The organism is Mycoplasmopsis felis (assembly GCF_034647055.2).
Classification (GTDB): domain Bacteria; phylum Bacillota_I; class Bacilli_A; order Mycoplasmatales; family Metamycoplasmataceae; genus Mycoplasmopsis; species Mycoplasmopsis felis.
Genome location: NZ_CP141047.2, coordinates 554747 through 572417, shown reverse-complemented (window position 1 = coordinate 572417; position 17671 = coordinate 554747). Strand labels below are relative to the sequence as shown.

13 protein-coding genes, 1 tRNA gene and 2 pseudogenes are annotated in these 17671 nt (G+C 25.0%); 7 read left to right on the top strand and 9 right to left on the bottom strand.

What is annotated here, in order from left to right; all coding sequences use genetic code 4:
* The first annotated feature begins 18 nt into the window (after positions 1-18).
* Entirely contained in the window at positions 19-2415 is a 2397-nt protein-coding gene (locus RRG59_RS02450; protein WP_322901935.1) for a PTS sugar transporter subunit IIABC, read from the top strand.
* Positions 2416-2447: 32 nt separating this feature from the next.
* Here RRG59_RS02450 and RRG59_RS02440 read toward each other — a convergent pair.
* The 3 genes and pseudogenes from RRG59_RS02440 to dcm_N all read right to left on the bottom strand — a co-directional run bounded on the left by RRG59_RS02440 (position 2448) and on the right by dcm_N (position 4766).
* Positions 2448-3602 (bottom strand): annotated as a pseudogene (locus tag RRG59_RS02440) (MAG4270 family putative restriction endonuclease).
* A gap of 11 nt (positions 3603-3613) precedes the next feature.
* Positions 3614-4387: a DNA (cytosine-5-)-methyltransferase gene (gene dcm / locus RRG59_RS02435; RefSeq protein WP_322901928.1), complete on the bottom strand. Its 774-nt coding sequence runs from the start codon at positions 4385-4387 to the stop codon at positions 3614-3616.
* 1 nt (position 4388) lies between these two features.
* Entirely contained in the window at positions 4389-4766 is a 378-nt protein-coding gene (dcm_N, locus tag RRG59_RS02430; RefSeq protein WP_322901926.1) for a DNA (cytosine-5-)-methyltransferase N-terminal subunit, read from the bottom strand.
* A gap of 110 nt (positions 4767-4876) precedes the next feature.
* On the opposite strand from dcm_N, the gene RRG59_RS02425 reads away from it, so the two are divergent.
* The 3 genes from RRG59_RS02425 (at position 4877) to msrB (ending at position 6577) form a co-directional block, all read left to right on the top strand.
* Positions 4877-4960: transfer RNA gene (locus RRG59_RS02425), tRNA-Leu, on the top strand.
* 64 nt (positions 4961-5024) lie between these two features.
* Positions 5025-6116, top strand: coding sequence for a M42 family metallopeptidase (locus tag RRG59_RS02420; RefSeq protein ID WP_322901924.1), 1092 nt, complete (start codon positions 5025-5027; stop codon positions 6114-6116).
* Positions 6117-6124: 8 nt separating this feature from the next.
* Positions 6125-6577 carry a peptide-methionine (R)-S-oxide reductase MsrB gene (gene msrB / locus RRG59_RS02415; protein ID WP_322901922.1) on the top strand — a complete coding sequence of 151 codons (453 nt, stop codon included), beginning with the start codon at positions 6125-6127 and terminating at the stop codon, positions 6575-6577.
* A 249-nt stretch (positions 6578-6826) separates the two neighbouring features.
* On the opposite strand, the gene RRG59_RS02410 is transcribed toward msrB, so the two are convergent.
* Positions 6827-8491, bottom strand: coding sequence for an IS1634 family transposase (locus RRG59_RS02410; RefSeq protein ID WP_322901920.1), 1665 nt, complete (start codon positions 8489-8491; stop codon positions 6827-6829).
* Between the two features lie 112 nt (positions 8492-8603).
* On the opposite strand from RRG59_RS02410, the pseudogene RRG59_RS02405 reads away from it, so the two are divergent.
* Positions 8604-8780 (top strand): annotated as a pseudogene (locus RRG59_RS02405) (peptide-methionine (R)-S-oxide reductase); the annotation flags it as partial.
* Positions 8781-9214: 434 nt separating this feature from the next.
* Here the strand turns inward: RRG59_RS02405 and RRG59_RS02400 are convergent.
* Positions 9215-13627, bottom strand: a complete 4413-nt coding sequence (locus RRG59_RS02400) for a PolC-type DNA polymerase III (protein WP_322901918.1) — start codon at positions 13625-13627, stop codon at positions 9215-9217.
* A gap of 10 nt (positions 13628-13637) precedes the next feature.
* Positions 13638-14648, bottom strand: coding sequence for a phosphatidate cytidylyltransferase (locus RRG59_RS02395; protein ID WP_322901916.1), 1011 nt, complete (start codon positions 14646-14648; stop codon positions 13638-13640).
* 56 nt (positions 14649-14704) lie between these two features.
* Here RRG59_RS02395 and RRG59_RS02390 point away from each other — a divergent pair, with 56 nt between their 5' ends.
* Both RRG59_RS02390 and RRG59_RS02385 read left to right on the top strand, forming a co-directional pair.
* Positions 14705-15448 carry a phosphotransferase gene (locus RRG59_RS02390; RefSeq protein ID WP_322901914.1) on the top strand — a complete coding sequence of 248 codons (744 nt, stop codon included), beginning with the start codon at positions 14705-14707 and terminating at the stop codon, positions 15446-15448.
* A 21-nt stretch (positions 15449-15469) separates the two neighbouring features.
* Entirely contained in the window at positions 15470-15820 is a 351-nt protein-coding gene (locus tag RRG59_RS02385) for a hypothetical protein (RefSeq protein ID WP_322901912.1), read from the top strand.
* Positions 15821-15904: 84 nt separating this feature from the next.
* Here RRG59_RS02385 and era read toward each other — a convergent pair whose 3' ends face one another.
* The 3 genes from era to ybeY are packed head-to-tail and all read right to left on the bottom strand — an operon-like array spanning position 15905 to position 17655.
* On the bottom strand, positions 15905-16783 hold the full coding sequence (gene era, locus RRG59_RS02380) for a GTPase Era (RefSeq protein WP_322901910.1): 879 nt from the start codon (positions 16781-16783) through the stop codon (positions 15905-15907).
* Positions 16783-17181 carry a cytidine deaminase gene (gene cdd, locus RRG59_RS02375; RefSeq protein ID WP_322900797.1) on the bottom strand — a complete coding sequence of 133 codons (399 nt, stop codon included), beginning with the start codon at positions 17179-17181 and terminating at the stop codon, positions 16783-16785. The genes era and cdd overlap by 1 nt, the downstream gene beginning before the upstream one ends.
* Positions 17182-17655: an rRNA maturation RNase YbeY gene (gene ybeY / locus RRG59_RS02370; RefSeq protein WP_411911580.1), complete on the bottom strand. Its 474-nt coding sequence runs from the start codon at positions 17653-17655 to the stop codon at positions 17182-17184.
* Positions 17656-17671: the final 16 nt, after the last annotated feature.

Below are 17671 nucleotides of genomic sequence, written 5' to 3'. Positions count from 1 at the left end.
ATTTAAAAAGGAAATAACATGAATTCATTATTTAAAAAATCAAGTAGAGTAAAAGAAACAAAAAAGATGAATAATAGTTCATCTGGGAAGTTAAGAAAAATACTTTCTAAGATTTCTGGTGCTTTTATGCTACCTATTTCTGTTATGTCTATAGCTGGTTTATTCTTAGGAGTAGGTGCAGCTATTGAAGGGATTGATAAAGCAAATATCGCCCTTGTGACAACAGGAAGATTCATTAAACAATTAGGTGATCCAGTTTTTGCTGTATTACCATTGTTGTTTGCTGCTGCTTTTGTTATTGCATTTACTGACGAAGCAGGTGTCGGTGTCTTTGCGACAATTATCTCGTATATGGTTTTCTTAGCAATTCAAAGTGTTTTTATTACACCTGAATATAACGCTGAAAAACAGATAATTGGTTATACAGTTCTGTTCAATGGAGCTGGAAGAAGACCAGAATTATTGCAAAGTCTTGTAGGTAATTCAATGGGTGTTAGATCACTACAAACTTCTGTTTTTGGTGGAATAACAATTGGATTAACAGTTCAATACTTATACAATAGATTTCACACAATTCAACTACCTAAAGTAATTTCTTTCTTTGGTGGAAAAAGATTTGTGTCAATTATTGCTATTCCAGTTTCAGCTCTTCTAGCAATAATTTATTTAATTTTATGACCTTGAATTGGTGCAGGTCTTAATATATTTGGTTCATCATTAGGTAAAGTACCATATGGTTTTGAATCATTTATTTTTGGATTTATTGAAAGATCATTAATTCCATTTGGTTTACACCATGTATTCTATTCACCATTATGATATTCAAGTGCTGGTGGAGATGTTAATTCATTATTACAAACATGAATTCAAACTCAACAAGACACTTATGGTGATAGTTTTGTAATTGGTAATACATTACAAGAATTAATTAATGAAGTTCAAAAAGATCCAACAAAATATGCTGGAGATTCAACTGCTTCATTATCTTTATTAGGATTTTCAAGTTCGACAGTTGATTATACAATCAATAAAGTCACACACATAGTTCCATTATTTACATTCATCGAAAGAATCGGAATGAAAATAGGACGTTTTGCTGATGGTAAGTTTTCATTTATGATTTTTGGACTACCAGCAGCAGCTGCAGCTATGATTTTAGCTGCTCCAAAAGAAAATAGAAAATTAGCATTAGGAACAGTTGTTCCGGCTGCGTTTACTTCTATTATTACAGGGGTTACAGAACCAATTGAATTTACATTCTTATTCTTAGCTCCATTATTATTCTGAGGATTCCATGCTTTAATGGCTGCATTTTCATTTATGTTTGCAAACTTAGCTGGAGTTCATATTCCAATGGCCTTTTCAGGTGGAATTTTAGATATGTTATTATATGGAATTATTCCAGTTGCAAAAGGAACAAACTTCTGATGACCACTTGTAATTGGTTTAGGATATATTCCAATTTACTTTATTGTGTTTTACTTCTCAATCAAAAAATTTGATTTACATACACCAGGAAGAGGTGGAAATACCAAATTATTTACAAAAGCTGATTATCTTGCAAAATCAAACTCAGACAATAAAACTGATTCAAATTTAGATCCACAAGCATATGCAATAGTTCAAGGTTTTGGTGGAACTGAGAACATCACAGCATATAATAACTGTGCTTCTAGATTAAGATATGATGTTAAAGATACTTCTAAAGTAGATGTAGAAAAACTAAAATCAGCAGGTGCTATAGCAGTTAAATTTGAAGGTAAAACTCATGCTCAAGCAATTATGGGACCAGTAGCAGAGCAGGTAAATGCTAAAATTCAATCACAAAGAAACTTAATTGCTGAATACGAAAAAAAATCTTCTGATAATTCAGAATTAAAATTAGAAGAAATTAAACAAAAAGAAAACTCAACTACTGAAGACGAAACATTAGTTAAAAGTTCTAATAAATCAGTAAGAATACAAACTGCTGCAAAAGGTGTATTAGTACCATTAGAAGAATTAAATGATGGTGTTTTTTCGTCAAACTTAATGGGAAAAGGATTTGCTGTTAAATTTGATTCAGAAAAAATCGGGAACGTATACTCGCCAGTTGATGGAACAGTAGATGTTTTATTAGATTCTAAACATGCTTATGGAATAACAACAAAAGAAGGTGTTAAAGTATTGGTTCATATCGGAATTGACACAGTATCATTAAATGGAGAAGGCTTTAAAAACTTTGTTAATCTTGGAGACAAAGTAAAAGCAGGTGATAAATTAGCTCAAGTTGATTTAGAATATGTAGCTCAAAAAAAACTTAGATCTGATGTAATTGTTGTTGTTTTAAATGAAGGAACAATGTCTGATTTTACTATTAATGAAGGTAAAACAGTAGCAGAAACAACTTCTGACCAAATTGGTAGAGTTAGATAATTATAAAAATACAGAAATCCGTTTCTGTATTTTTATTTATTCCTTAATGTAAAATACCTTCTTCTCTCTTCATTGAAATGAATATCTGGTATTTTATTAAACTTGGTTTTTAGTAAATTTATATAATAGTCATCTATTTCTTCATTATAATTATAAATTTGCAACATACCGCTATATTCGTTATAAGTAAATAAGTTTGAATCAAATAATGTATGTAATTCTGAAGGTAAGTTTATATAATTATTTATATCTGAAATTTCATCTAACTTTTTTTGAATCTCTAAAGAATCTAAATCTTTATTTTCATTTATTATCTTACTTATAACTTCTTATTTAATTCTAGAGACAGGATAAATATGTGCTCTTTCTGTTGTTTTTTTGTATATTGTTTCAAAAACAAAATGTTCATCTAATTTTATATTTTTATAATATTTATGCCTTCTTTCTTGGATTAATTTATTTATTTTGGATAAATTTAATAACTTGTGAAATTCTTTTATAATAGATTTCCCCATATCATTAGTTTTTTTAATCAACAATAGAGTTATATTTTTTATTAAATTTTTAATTCTTGTGTTTTGAGTTTCTTTTAATAAGTTTATATAATTTAAAGTTTCTAAATTATTAAAATTACTTGGTTCAAAATATATAGAAAAATCATATTTGTTTTCTTTGAAAAAAGAGTAATTTTCAAAAAAAATACTGAAATTTTGTTCTAATATATCAACGGATTCAGAAATTATAATAGGTGCATTTTGGTGATTTTTCAATTCACCTGTTGGATTATTTCCACTGAATAAAAACTTTACATTCTTTATTGTACTTTTATACTCATTTAGTAAATAATCATTAATAATATTTAATTTTTCATATTCATTAGGTTTTATATGAACTAATTTATTGTCATTTAAATGATTCCTGATTTCCTGTTTTAAATTTAACTTCCTAAATAATTCTTCTCTTCTTTTAAAATTATTGTTATTTGATTCAAATCAACTTTTAGTTGTTTTTAAATCTATATAACATTCATCTATAATAATTCTATAAGCATATAAAATCAAGGTTTCTTTATGAAAAATGATTATTATTTTTCCTCTAAATTTTGATGAATTAGTGTTTTTATTTCAATTTGAAGTTTCAATATTAAATTCAAATTTCTTTAAATCAATATAGTTTATTTGATACATTTTATAATGCTTTAGAATAATGATTCTAATACTTCAACTGAAATAGAATTACCACAAGTAAAAATCATTTTACTTTTATTTATTAAACCTGAATTTATAACTTTATTAGCATCTTTCTTTGAAAAACCCATATATAAATAAGATTCAAGTGGAGTAATCTCTTTAACTTTATCCACTGAACCGAAATAAAATTTTATTCTTGAATTAGCTCCAGAAACAGTTAAAGTAGGCCCAAATCCGAAAGGTTTATATAAATAGTTTTCAGAATTAAATTTAGTATATTCTAAGATAAGACTTTTAGTTATATTATTTTTAGTTACTTTAAATTCTGTTATTTGTTTATCTTTTAATTTATCTAGAAAAATATCATCTTCATTGAGTTTTATTATATTTTCTAATGTTTTGTTATGAGAAAAAGGAATTGGTCAATTAAATTTTCTTAATTGTTTATTTTTTAAAATAGAAACCATAAATAAACGTTCTCTATTTTGACAAGAACCAAAATCTGAAGAATTTAAAATTTTATATTCAGATACATAACCTAATGATTCCAAAAATAAAATTCATTCATTTAATGAAGTAGTAAATTTTTTAGATCCTAATGCTTTTACATTTTCTAATAATAAAACAGCAGGTAAATTATCTTTATTTATTTCTAAAATTCTTTTAACTTGTAATAATAGTCTAGATCTTGTTTGCTCATTGATTCCTTTTTGTTTTCCTTGTTGGGATATATCTTGTCAAGGAAATGAATAAGTAAATATATCAATATTTGATGGTAGCAAATTAACATCATTTATATCAAGGTAGCAATTTAAGTGCTCTCTCTCATATATTTTTCTTAATAAACTTTTTTAGATATGGATAAATACTTCTCAATCTCTCTGCAGTTAGTTTACTAAAATAATTAGGTGAAACTATATTTTTAGAATCAGAACTAATTTTTAAACTAGATAAAGATTTTTTTATATCCTCTATGTTTGTTTTTTTATCTTGTTTTAAGATTTTATTATTTATAATTTCATAAGAAATTATTGCGTCTAAATATCATTCTACAAATCCTAAACTTTCAACTTTCAAATTAAATTTGTTTGAAATATTCTTTAATGCTTTGATTTGTGAACCGATTCCTGCAAAAGTTTCAAAAATAGTTATTTTATTCATAATAATATGATATCGTATTTTGTTTTTATATTTTCTGTTTACTAAACAAAATAACAATATTTTTATTTTTACTTTATTATTTTAAAATTAAAGAGTATAATAATAAATATGCCTTAGTGGTGGAATGGCAGACACTGCGGACTCAAAATCCGTCGGAGAAATCCATGCAGGTTCAAGTCCTGTCTAAGGCACCAATTAAATTCACTCCATATGGAGTTTTTTAATTGGTGTTTTGTATATAAAATATGGTAGGTAATTATGGAAAATAAATATAAAGATTTAATAAAAAGATTAGATTGCTATATGTCTATCGAAGCAATTTCTAGATTTGAAGAACCGGTTGTAGATGAATTGAAAAAAAATATAAATTCAAGTAAATTTGAAGTATTTAGAGATAAACTAGGTTCTGTTATTTTTTACAAAAAATCTTCATCTAAAAATGCACCTAAAATTATGATAGCTGCTCATATGGATGAAGTCGGTTATATGGTTAGAATGATTAAAGATAATGGAAACATTATGGTTAGTCCAATTGGTGGTGTGTGAGCAAGTACTGTAATAGGAACTAAAGCAGTTGTTGTATCATCCAAAACAAATAAAAGTTATTATGGTGTTTTTGGTCATACCAGTATTCATATCCAAACTCCAGAAGAAAATAAATCAGCAATGAAAAATGATGATTTATATGTTGATTTAGGTTTTAAATCAAAAGAAGAAGTTCAAAATGCTGGTATTGAAATTGGAGATAAAATTTTTATTTCAGGAGAAACTTTATTATTAGCAAATAATTTAATTGGTGGAAAAGCAATGGATAACAGAGCAGGAGTTACATCACTTGAATTTATTGCAAAAAATATAGAAAACCTAAACCTAGAATGTGATGTATATTTAGTTGGAACAGTTCAAGAAGAAGTTGGAACAAGAGGTGCTAAAACATCTGTTTCACTAATCAAACCAGACATAGCATTTGCTTTAGATACTGGAGCTTCACATGATACAACAGGTGCAAAAGTAGGAACACCAGTTTGTGGAAATGGAGTAAGTATTTTAGTAAAAGATGGTGGTACATTACCAGATCCAAAGCTTATTAATTATTTAATGAAATTATCAAAAGAAAAAAATATACCTGCTTATAAATACATTGCAGGTGGTGGAGGAACAGATGCTGCCGAATTGCAATTTGGTGAAGGTGGTGCATCTGTAGTAACAATTTCTATACCCCAAAGATATCTACATAGTCCACTAGGTGTAGCTTCACTTGTAGATATTCAAGCAGCAATAGATTTATTGACTGAATTTATTAAAAATTATTCTTCAGAAATACATGATAAAGAACTAAGTTATAAATAAAGGATATTATGGAAAAAGAAATATTAACAGAAGAACAAAAACTTATGAAAGAACATAATTTATCACAATTAAGCTATGATGTTCTCAAGAAGTCTGCAACAGAAAGAAGTTTTACTTCAGAACTAAATAATGAATATAGAAAAGGTATTTATGTAGAAAAAATTAGTAAAGAACCGCTTTTTTCTTCTACTACTAAATTTGATTCAGGTTGCGGTTGACCAAGTTTTTCAGAACCGATATTAAAAGAAAGCCTTTTATATTTACAAGATAACTCTCATAATATGGTTAGAACAGAAGTAAGATCTGGAAAAGGTGATAATCACTTAGGACATGTATTTAATGATGGTCCAAAAGAAATGGGTGGTTTGAGATATTGTATAAATGGTGCTGCACTAGATTTTATTCCGTTTGAAGAAATGGATGAAAAAGGATATTCAGAATACAAAAAATTTGTAAAATAGAATAAAGCAAATAAAACACACAAAAGTTTTAATTTCTACATAACTTTTGTGTGTTTTATTAATTTAATTTGTTTCGAACTTTAATTTTCTCAAAGAAATAATAAATCTTTTTTGTAACTATAAGGAGGATGAGGATCATCAAAAATTTTACAATGTAGGTTTCAAAATCTAGTTTATTTTTCTCCTGAGTTTCTGAGTTAATTAAGATAAAAAGACGAATAACCCTATGAAATAGGGAAATTCGTCTTTTTATATATCTAATTTACTATGTATAAAATCTGTGAATTTTTTAATTAATACATAATTCTGAAAATCTTTTTTGTTATTTTCATTTGTTTCAAATAATGTCTCTATTATTTTGTTATCAACCTTTTTAACTATTTTGTTAGCTGTTAATATAGCTTTAATAAAGTTATCAGTTGTTATTTTAAAATCAATAAGTCCTGCATCTTTTTTAAATGACTCATTCAATAAGTGAATTATTGTCTTAATTATTACTAAAGATAAATAACACAAGATAAAGTGACCTTTAATATGAGAATTGGTTCATACATATACAGGTCTTACTTTTAACGCTGTTTTTAATGTTCTAAAATTTTCTTCAATTCTTCATTGGTTTTGGTAAATTTGAACTACTTCTTGTGGTGTTAAATCAGTTCTATTTGTTTCATATACATAAATACCATCGAACTTTTTATCTTCTAAGACTTTTTCACAATTTAGTTCAAAATCACTACGACCTATTTGTTTAAAAAACTTATATTTTTTTGAAGCAAACATTTGTTCACCTCTAACAATTCCGTCTTTATTTTGTCTTTTCTCAAAATTATTTATGAGTATTTTACGATCTTCTCTATCTTTAATTGCTCTTGATTTTGAATAAGTAATAATTCTTCTTCTAGTTTTCCCGTTAAATCTTTTGTTGTTTCATAATGACTTATATTCAATTTCTTTATATCTAAATTCAGAATTACCAACATAACCGTTTTGATCTAAAATATAGTTCTTAAATTCAGCGCTTCCTGACTTTGCTCTATATGAAATAATAAAATTTATACCTAAATCTTCTAAAAAACGAATATTTCTATTTGTGGACATACCTTTATCAGAAATAATGGTTATGTTATTAATTTGATAAGTTTGTTTTAAGTCTAAAATAAAAGGGATAAAAGTATTTGGATCTGCTGTATTTCCTTTGAATAATTTCATATGAATTGGTATTCCATTAATATCAGTTGCCATACCCAAAACAACTTGGTCTTCTTTAAATTTTCCGTCTTTTGAATAACCAGGAAATCTCAATCCATCTCTTTGAAAAGTTTCAAAATAAACAGTTGACGAATCAAAGAAAACAAGTTCAATTTCTCTGTTAGTAATTTTACTTAATTTATTGTTTAAGTTCTTTAAAATACCTTTTTCATTTTCTACTAATACATCTAAAAGAGAATAAAATGCATCTTTTTGTGATTTTATTGTATTAATAAAGTTATCTTTAATTTCAAAATTTCTAATGATACTATTTGAATTAATTATTCTAGAAGCAATGCAATATTCTAAAATTGATTTTAAATCCTTATGCTTGGTTTTTGATATCGATTCAAAGATTTGTAGTTTGTCTATAAATTTATAAATAACTTCTATTCCATAGTTAATTGAATTAACTGTAATTTTTTGATTTTGAATAGAATTTAGTAATTCTTGTTTAACGAAATCTTTTTCCATATCTTCTGTAAGTTCTTTTGCTTTTGTTTTTAAAATAGAAATAACATCAGGATTAATTTGTTCTAATTGTTCTAACCAACCCAAACCAATTTGTTTCTTAGTACCAGCACCATAACCACCAGAAATTCCAGCAAAAATATATATTCCTTTTGCTCTTTTGCTTTTTCCAATTATGTAATTATTCACTTTCATATAATAATTATACATTGTAATCATAGTATTCAAAACAAAAAATAAAAATTTCTATATATGTATACATATATAGATTCTAAAAAAATTAAAAATTTGGTCTTCAACTCAGAAACTCAGGACAGAAGTAAGATCTGGAAAAGGTGATAATCACTTAGGACATGTATTTAATGATGGTCCAAAAGAAATGGGTGGTTTGAGATATTGTATAAATGGTGCTGCACTAGATTTTATTCCGTTTGAAGAAATGGATGAAAAAGGATATTCAGAATACAAAAAATTTGTAAAATAGAATAAAGCAAATAAAACACACAAAAGTTTTAATTTCTACATAACTTTTGTGTGTTTTATTAATTTAATTTGTTTCGAACTTTAATTTTCTCAAAGAAATAATAAATCTTTTTTGTAACTATAAGGAGGATGAGGATCATCAAAAATTTTACAATGTAGGTTTCAAAATCTAGTTTATTTTTCTGAGTTCCCACTTATTTATTTTTAATATGTTATTATTGTTTATAATTGCTAAACTTAAAAAAATGGAAATATAAAATTACTTAAAATTACATATTTAATCCATTTTTAAATCTGATTTTCTTATTCCTTTTTAATTTTCCCATCTTTATTTTATTAAATGAGAGTAATTTTATTAAAAAACAATTATTTTTTATTAAATAACATTATTTTCCGGAATATTTCCATATAAAAAAATTGACAATAAGTCAATTTTTAAAATAATGTCATTTGATCTGTATCTGTTAAGTTATTTAAAATTCCCATTTCTTTTAGTTTATTATATAAAGTTTGATTTATTCCACTTCTTCCTTTAAAATCTTCTTTAGATCTAAAAGGTCTTTCTTGTCTTGCTAAAATTAGTTTTTCTGCAGCAGAAATACCTAAATTTTTAATCGAAGTAAAAGGAGGGATTAAGGAATTATTTTCTTTATCAATGATTCAATCTTTAGCTAATGATTTTTCAAGAGTAATATTTGAAATTTTAAAACCTCTTGCATACAATTCCCTTGCTACTTCTAAACAAGTTATTAAATCTTTTTCATTTGCTTTAGGATTTTTTAATTTATTTAATTCGCTTAGTTTTTGATTTATTTTATGACAATATTTGTCATTTACCATAATCTCTAAATCAAACTCTTCTACTCTTGTACTAAAGAATGTTGCATAATATTCTAAAGGTTTATATAATTTAAATCAAGCAATTCTTCAGGCCATCAAAACATATGCAGTAGCGTGTGCTTTAGGAAACATATATTTAATTAATTTCATACTTTTTATTGTTCATTCTGGGACCTTTTTACTTCTTAAGAATTCTTCTTCTTCTGTAGTTAAACCTTTTCCCTTACGAACTTTTTCCATTATATTAAATGAATATAAAGGATCTACATCTAAATGGATTAAATAATTCATAATATCATCTCTACATGAAATTACTTCATTTAGTTTCATACCATTTTCTTTTATTAGGTCTTGAGCATTCCCTTTTCATACATCAGTTCCATGCGATAAACCTGATAAAGAAATTAAATCTGCAAAACTTTGAGGTTCTGCTTCCTCTAACATTTTTCTAACAAAGGCAGTACCAAATTCCGGTATACCTAATGCACCAGTTTTTTCGTTTCCTATTTGTTCAGGTGATATATTCAGTTCTTTAGTAGAAGAAAATAGTGACATTACTCTAGGGTCTTTTTTTGGTATGTCTTTTTTCACATTTAAACCTGTAAAGTTTTCTAACATTTTAATAGCAGTTGGATCAATATGTCCTAAGATATCAAATTTAATAACATTATCATGAATAGCCCGATAATCAAAGTGAGTAGTCTGTCAATCTAAATCTTTATCGTCTGCAGGAAAGTTAACAGGAGAAAAATCTTCTACAGAAAAATTTTGAGGAATAATAATTATCCCTCCAGGGTGTTGTCCTGTTGTTCTTTTAACATCCTCTAGTTTTGTTGAAAGAAAATCAATAAAATCATTAGAATAATTAAAATTAAACTCTTCGCACATTTTTTTTATATATCCAAAACCAGTTTTACTTTTAACTGTTGATATTGTTCCAGCTCTAAAAGTATGATCACTACCAAAAATTCTTTTAATTTCATCATGAATTATTTTTTGATATTCACCAGAAAAATTTAAATCTATATCAGGGACTTTATCTGCATTAAAACCTAAGAAAGTTTCAAAAGGTATTGAATTACCATCTTTATCCATTATCATATTGCAATTTGGACAACTTTTATCATCTAAATCAAAACCTGATGTTGTTGGAGGATTTTTTACTAATTCAAAAAACTTACAATTACTACAAATATAATGAGGAGGAAGAGGATTTACCTCTGTTATTCCTGCTAATGTTGCTACTAACGAAGAACCTACACTACCTCTACTCCCTACTAAATAACCATTGTCTAGTGATTTTTTTACTAATATATGTGAAATTCAATAAATAACATCAAAATCATATTTTAATATAGGATCTAGTTCTTTTTTTATTCTTTGTTCTATGATTTCAGGTAATTTTTCTCCATATTTTTGAAATGCTGTGTCATAAACTAATTTTTTTAGTTTTGTTTTTGATTGGTCAAAATTAGGAGTATATAACTTTTCTTTAATTACTACTATATCATCCTGAACCATATCAACTATTTTATTTGTATTATTTATAACAATATCTTGTATTAATTTATCGTTTTCTATATATTCAAAACCTTCTAGCATTTCTTGAGTATTTAAATAATATAAATCAGGTATAACTGTTAAATCAAGTTTTTTAACTTTATCTTTTTCTGTTTCATCTTCATTATTTTGTTTTTCTGCTTCAGAGTTTTTTGTTCTTAATAAAAAATGTCTACTTCCACCTAATCCTTTTGTATAAACTAATGATTTATAAAAAATTTGGTCTTCTTTATTTTTATATCTTGCATCTGAAATACCAATAACTATTTTGTTATTTTTAATAGATAAATCAATTAGTTCTTTAATTAATTTTTGAACTTGTTCTTTTGTAAATTCACTTTTAGTGTAATAATGTTTTAATGCATCTATATGTGGAATTTCAACGTAATCACATTTTTCAAGTGCTTGTTGTATTCCTAAATCAGATGAATAAAACAATGCATCTAGTAAATTTCCTTTTAATCCGCTAGAACCTATTAAAATATTATTAGTTTTCTTGATATCTTCATAAAAAAGTTTAGGACTACCGAACATTCTTTTTGTTAGTGTTAGAGAAACTAATTCAAATAATTCCTTCAATCCATTTTGATTTAGAGCTATTATTGAATATTGATTATTGATCGATCTAACTCTTTTATAAAATAATTCTGGATTAGGTAAGAAATTATATAATTCATCAAAATTTTGTATACCAGCATTATTAAACATAATAATGGATTTATGAAATGCTTTTGATAAAACTTCAGCATCATAATCTGCACGGTGAGCTACATCAGAATCATATGAAACATCTAAATATTTACAAAAATCACCTAGTGAGTGTTTATTTTTTTCTGAAAATAAAATTCTAGAAATCATTAGTGAATCTAAAAAAACAGTTTTAGGTAATTTCATATTATTTTCTATAAATTTTTGGGTAATGAAATGCATATCAAAATTAGCATTATGAGCTACTGCAATTTTATTATTTAAAATATCATATATCTTGTTTAAACCATCTATTAGTTCCAAACCATCTTTATCAAGCATATCTTGTGTTATATTTGTAAGTTTTTGAGTGAACTCAGATAGTTTTTCTTTAGATTTAATAAAAAATTGATAAGAATTAATTTTTTGGCCTTTACTAATCACTGTCGCTCCAAATTCAATTATTTCTCCTAACTTGGGTGAAAGCGAAGTTGTTTCAATGTCAAATACAACATATTCTGAGTCAAATAGATTTTTTGATTTATCAAAATCTTTATTAAGTATAATGCGATTATTTTGATGAATAAAATCAAAAACAGAACCATAAATTGGTTTGATGTTATGTTTTTTTGCTAAACTATAAAACTCTGGAAAAGATTGCACACTATTACTATCTAAAATACCTACTGCTTTATGTCCAAAATCCTTTGCAGTTTTAATAATATCTGCAACATTAAAAATACTATCTAAAGCATTCATTTTTGACTTTACATTTAATTCAATTCTTTTTAAGTCATTTTCGTCCGTTCTTTTTACAATAGGATTTTCTAATTTTTGAATTGAATCTATAGTTAGTGAACCTTTTATTTCACCATTAAACGAAGTAAATCTTAACCTACCAGATACATTTATATAATCATCAATTTCTAAATTTTCCTTAAGTGGTTCATCTTTATTTAAATATAAAACAGTTTGTATTGCTTCTTTTAAGTCTGTAATACCAAATCTATAAATTATAGTATTGTTATTTGTGTTTTCTGATATTTCTTTTTTATAAATATATCCATCAAAAGAAATATAGTGATATTCTTGATTTTTATTTAAATTATTAATTTGGTACAAATTGATTTTAGAATAAGTTTTACTTTTTGATTTAAAGTTTTTAGGTTGTGGAATTTCTATTTTTTCTTCTTTGTTTTTTAATTCTTGATAAATTTTATTTCAATTTTCTTCTTGTATCGGAACTCTTCTTTGTTCTTGATACTCTGAAAGTAATTTAAATCTTAAAAAACCCATTTTATGCATATTTCTAGTAATAACTTCTGTTGCTTCTAAGATTTCATCTTGCAAATTTAAATCGCTATAAGTAATAAATCACTCTTGAGTTTCGTGTTTTGCATATAAATTTAATGGATTTTTATTCAAAAAATCAAATAAATTAATTCACTTATTTGATTCTTCTTTTTTAATCCTAATAATGTTTAATATATAATCTTTAAACATCGGTAAATCAATTACATAGTCTTTTACTTGGAAATAAACTCTATAATTCTTCTTAAATTTTATTGCTTTTTTTAAACTGTTAAAATCTTTAAATAAAGGTGCAGTTTGAATGCATACTTCAACTTCTATTATTTTATCTGAATCATTATTTTTAATTTCTTTCATATAAACAATATAAGCATCATGAAATGCATCCATATTCCCTATGTTTAATTCATATGCGAAGTTTGCAAAACTCTTATCTTTATAATAACTCATAAAACCTCTTTTATATTATTAAAGAAATAAAAGTTCAAGCAAAAAAGACAAATGATATGCTATCTACTCTATCTATTATTCCTCCATGACCTCTTAAAATATTTGAATAATCTTTAATTTCTAGTTTTCTCTTAATAAAAGAAAAATATAAATCACCTGTTATGGATAAAAGTGGGGCAATGCTTAATAATAAAATCAATCCAAATGAATGACCCGTAAAATTATTTATAATGCTTCCTATATCATGTGTAATACTGTAATTCTGACCTATTCCGTAATATACATAAATGAATAATAAAGAAACAATCAAAGAAGATAAATAACCAACAAATGCACCTTCCCATGTTTTGTTAGGACTTATCATAGGAGCCATTTTTTTTGTAAAGAATTTGTTTCCAAAAAACATTCCTCCAAAATAACCGCCAATATCACTACTTGAAGCTATTAAAATAAATAGAACTATATATTCTATACCTGAATCAATTGTATTTAAATAAACAAAAGCTTTAATGAATGTTGATAAAATAAGTAAACTGATAAAATATGTAAAAGTCCTTAACAATAATTGTAATCAATCAACATTTTTTATGATATAAACTCTAAATAACATACAAATGATTGAATTTAAAAATAAAGTTAAGAAAAACTCTCAATCTTTTCAAAATATATTAGTTATATGATTATTTATTCCGTTTTCTTGTATCAAAAGAACACTAAATAAGAATCTTTGATTAACAAAAAATAAACATAATAAAAAATAGCTTTGCAATACAGAAAAAAATTTATTTTTTAAATAAGCCTTTGATATTTCAAAAAATATTCAAAAACTAAATAATAAAATAATAATTATTGATAAAGACCTTGCAATTCAAAACAATGAAATATTTGTTTTTAGCAATTCAAAACTTCAATAAAAAGAAAATCTAAGTAATACAACTGAACAAATTAAAAAAACAACAATAATTATTGCAGGTATAATTCTTTGATTCCATATATTTTTTTTAATATTAATTGAATTCATATTTTTATATTATACAATTTATTTATTGAATTATAATAATCAAAGCAAGGAGTTATATGAAAAGAATTAAAATAGGTTTTACTAACGAATCTTATAAAGATACTAATAAATTCATTCAGTACAAAAAAACTAATAAATTTAATCATAAATTAGATTATGAAATTCTAAGCGAATTAGATTTTGTTCCTAAACTGATTGAAAATTCAGAAACTTTATCTAAATGAGAATTTATTGAAAGTCAGGAATTAAAATTCAATGAAGATGAATTATTTCAAATAGCTGACAATTTTAAAAAATTGCATGATAGTAATTTAGTTTTTCCTAAGACTAATCATTCAGCAAGGGTAAAAGAATATAGAAAAATATTAAAAGAAAAAAACATTAATATTCCTGTTTTGAATCAATATTATAAGAGAATTAATCTGATTTTATCTAAAAGTCAAAACAACAGACCTTTACATAATGATTTATATACAGCAAATATTTTAAAAGATAAAAATAACAAAATATATTTTGTTGATTGAGAATATGCATCAATGGGTGATAAACACTTTGATTTAGCATACTTTATAACAGGTTCTTTTTTATCACAAGAACAAGAAAATATCTTTTTGAATAGATATGAAACATACTGAGAAGAATATTTAATTCAACAAAAAATTCTTGTTTATTATTTAATTATTTTATGAATAAATGCTCAAGAAGTAAAGCCTTTTGATGATGCTCCTTCTATTAAAAAATTAATAGAAACAGTTGAATTCTACGATTATAAAAAACAAAATAATTTATTTAAAAGATAATTGATATGTTAAAATAAAATTATGAACTATGTTGTATCAAACTTATTAACTGTATTCATGGAGAATAATTCATCAAGCACTCAGAGTCAAAATCAACCAAAGTGAGTATATTTAGTAGTAGGGATTTTATTAATAGTTGCATCATTAATTTTGTTATATTTCTATAAACTATCATTACAAAAAATGAGAAATTATAAAGAAAAACAACTAGAAGAATTCAAAAAAGACAATCCAAGATTAAAAGGTATCACTTATGAAAATTCAGGTTTATATTTACCAGGATGAGAAAGAATGAAGTACAATATACCATTATTTTTAAGTGTCTTGTTTATAAGTATTGCTATTTTAATGTTTATTTATTCTGCGAACTAAAAATATTATATTAACTAAACCTATAAAAAATATTCGGAGTATCCGAATATTTTTTATAGGTTTATAATTTAGATATATTTTTATTTATTTATAACCAAATTTAGATAATAACTCTACATTATCATTTCACTTTTTAGCGACTTTCACTTTTAATGATAAATTAATTGGGGTTCCAAACTGTTGCATTATTTTAAGTCTAGCGTTAGTGCCTATTTTTTTAATTTTTTCTGCTTTTTTACCTATAACCATACCTTTTTGAGAATCTTTTTTCACATATATAATGGCATCAATAAAAATACGTTCAGGATCTGCTTCGTTAAATTCTGTTATTTCTATCGCTATTGAGTGAGGTAATTCATCATATAACAAATTAATTGCTGATTCTCTAATGATTTCTTTAGCAATAAATCTAATTGATTTATCAGTTAAATATTCAGGATCATATTGTAATTGACCTTCATAAGAAAATTCTTTAATTAAGTTTATAAGATTTTCTATTGAATTTAGATTCTTTATATCAGTTGAAATTATATGCTTAAAATTATATGAAGTTAGTTCGTTTATTTTTTGAGATACTAATTCAGGTTTGCCTTTTGCTTTATCTATCTTTGAAATAACTGCTATTTTGTTTTCTATTTTAGATATTTTATCTAAAATCATTTTATCCCCTGGTCCAATTTTTTCATCAATTGGAGTTAGAAATAATAAAACATCTATATCTTTAATAGAATCATAAGCATTTTTGTTTAAGGTTTCCCCTAATTGGTTTTCTGGTTTGTGAATTCCTGGTGTATCAGTGAAAATAATTTGATGAGTATCATCAGTATAAATTCCAGTTATTTGATCTCTGGTAGTTTGTGCTATGTCTGTAACAATTGCTACATTGTATCCAATTATTGAATTAAGTAAACTACTTTTTCCTACATTAGGTCTACCTAACATACTAGCAAAACATATTTTCATTATTTAATGTTATGTGAGTGAATAGGAAAAGGTACCATTTCAACTACCTTATTAATTCTTACCTTTTTTCCATCATTTGAATATTGATATATTAAAGCATCATCAGGCATAAATTCAGTCATTACTTGTCTACAACCTGCACAAGGACTAATAATATCTTCTGATGATGAAATAATATGGATTTCTTTAAAAGTACCTACTTTTGCTCCGTGAGCAACTGAACCAAATAAAGCACTTCTTTCAGCACATAATCCTGATGGATATGCAGCATTTTCTACATTAACTCCAATGAATTCTTTGTCATTTTCATCAATTGCAATTGCTGCTACTTTGAATTTAGAATAAGGACAATATGAATATCTTAATAAGTCTCTTAATTTTTGAATATCTATTTGCATTTATTCTCCTCTAGTGATTTTCAATGGATTGAATATAGCATCAACTATGTTATCCATTTCTTTTTTTTCTTGTTCTATTTCATGATCATAACCTTGCAAGTGAACTAAACCATGTGTAAATAAATAACAAAACTCTCTTTTTATTGAATGATTAAATTCTTTTGCTTGCTTTTTTATTTTATCCCAACAAATAACTAATTCACCAAGAAAATAAATTGGAAGTTCATCATATAAAGATTTATCACCAAAATCAAATGACAAAATATCAGTTACATAATCTTTGTTTCTATACTCTTTATTTAGTTCTTTTATTTTGTTTTTTGAGACAAAAGTAACATCTAAGATAATTTTTTTGTTTTTAGAAATTTTAAAAAAACGAGCAAAATTTTGTAATATTTGTTTCATTTCATCAAGAAAAATTATTGTACTTTTTAGGTTATTTGAAATATTTATTTCTACATCATAATCGAACATAATTAAATTATATTAA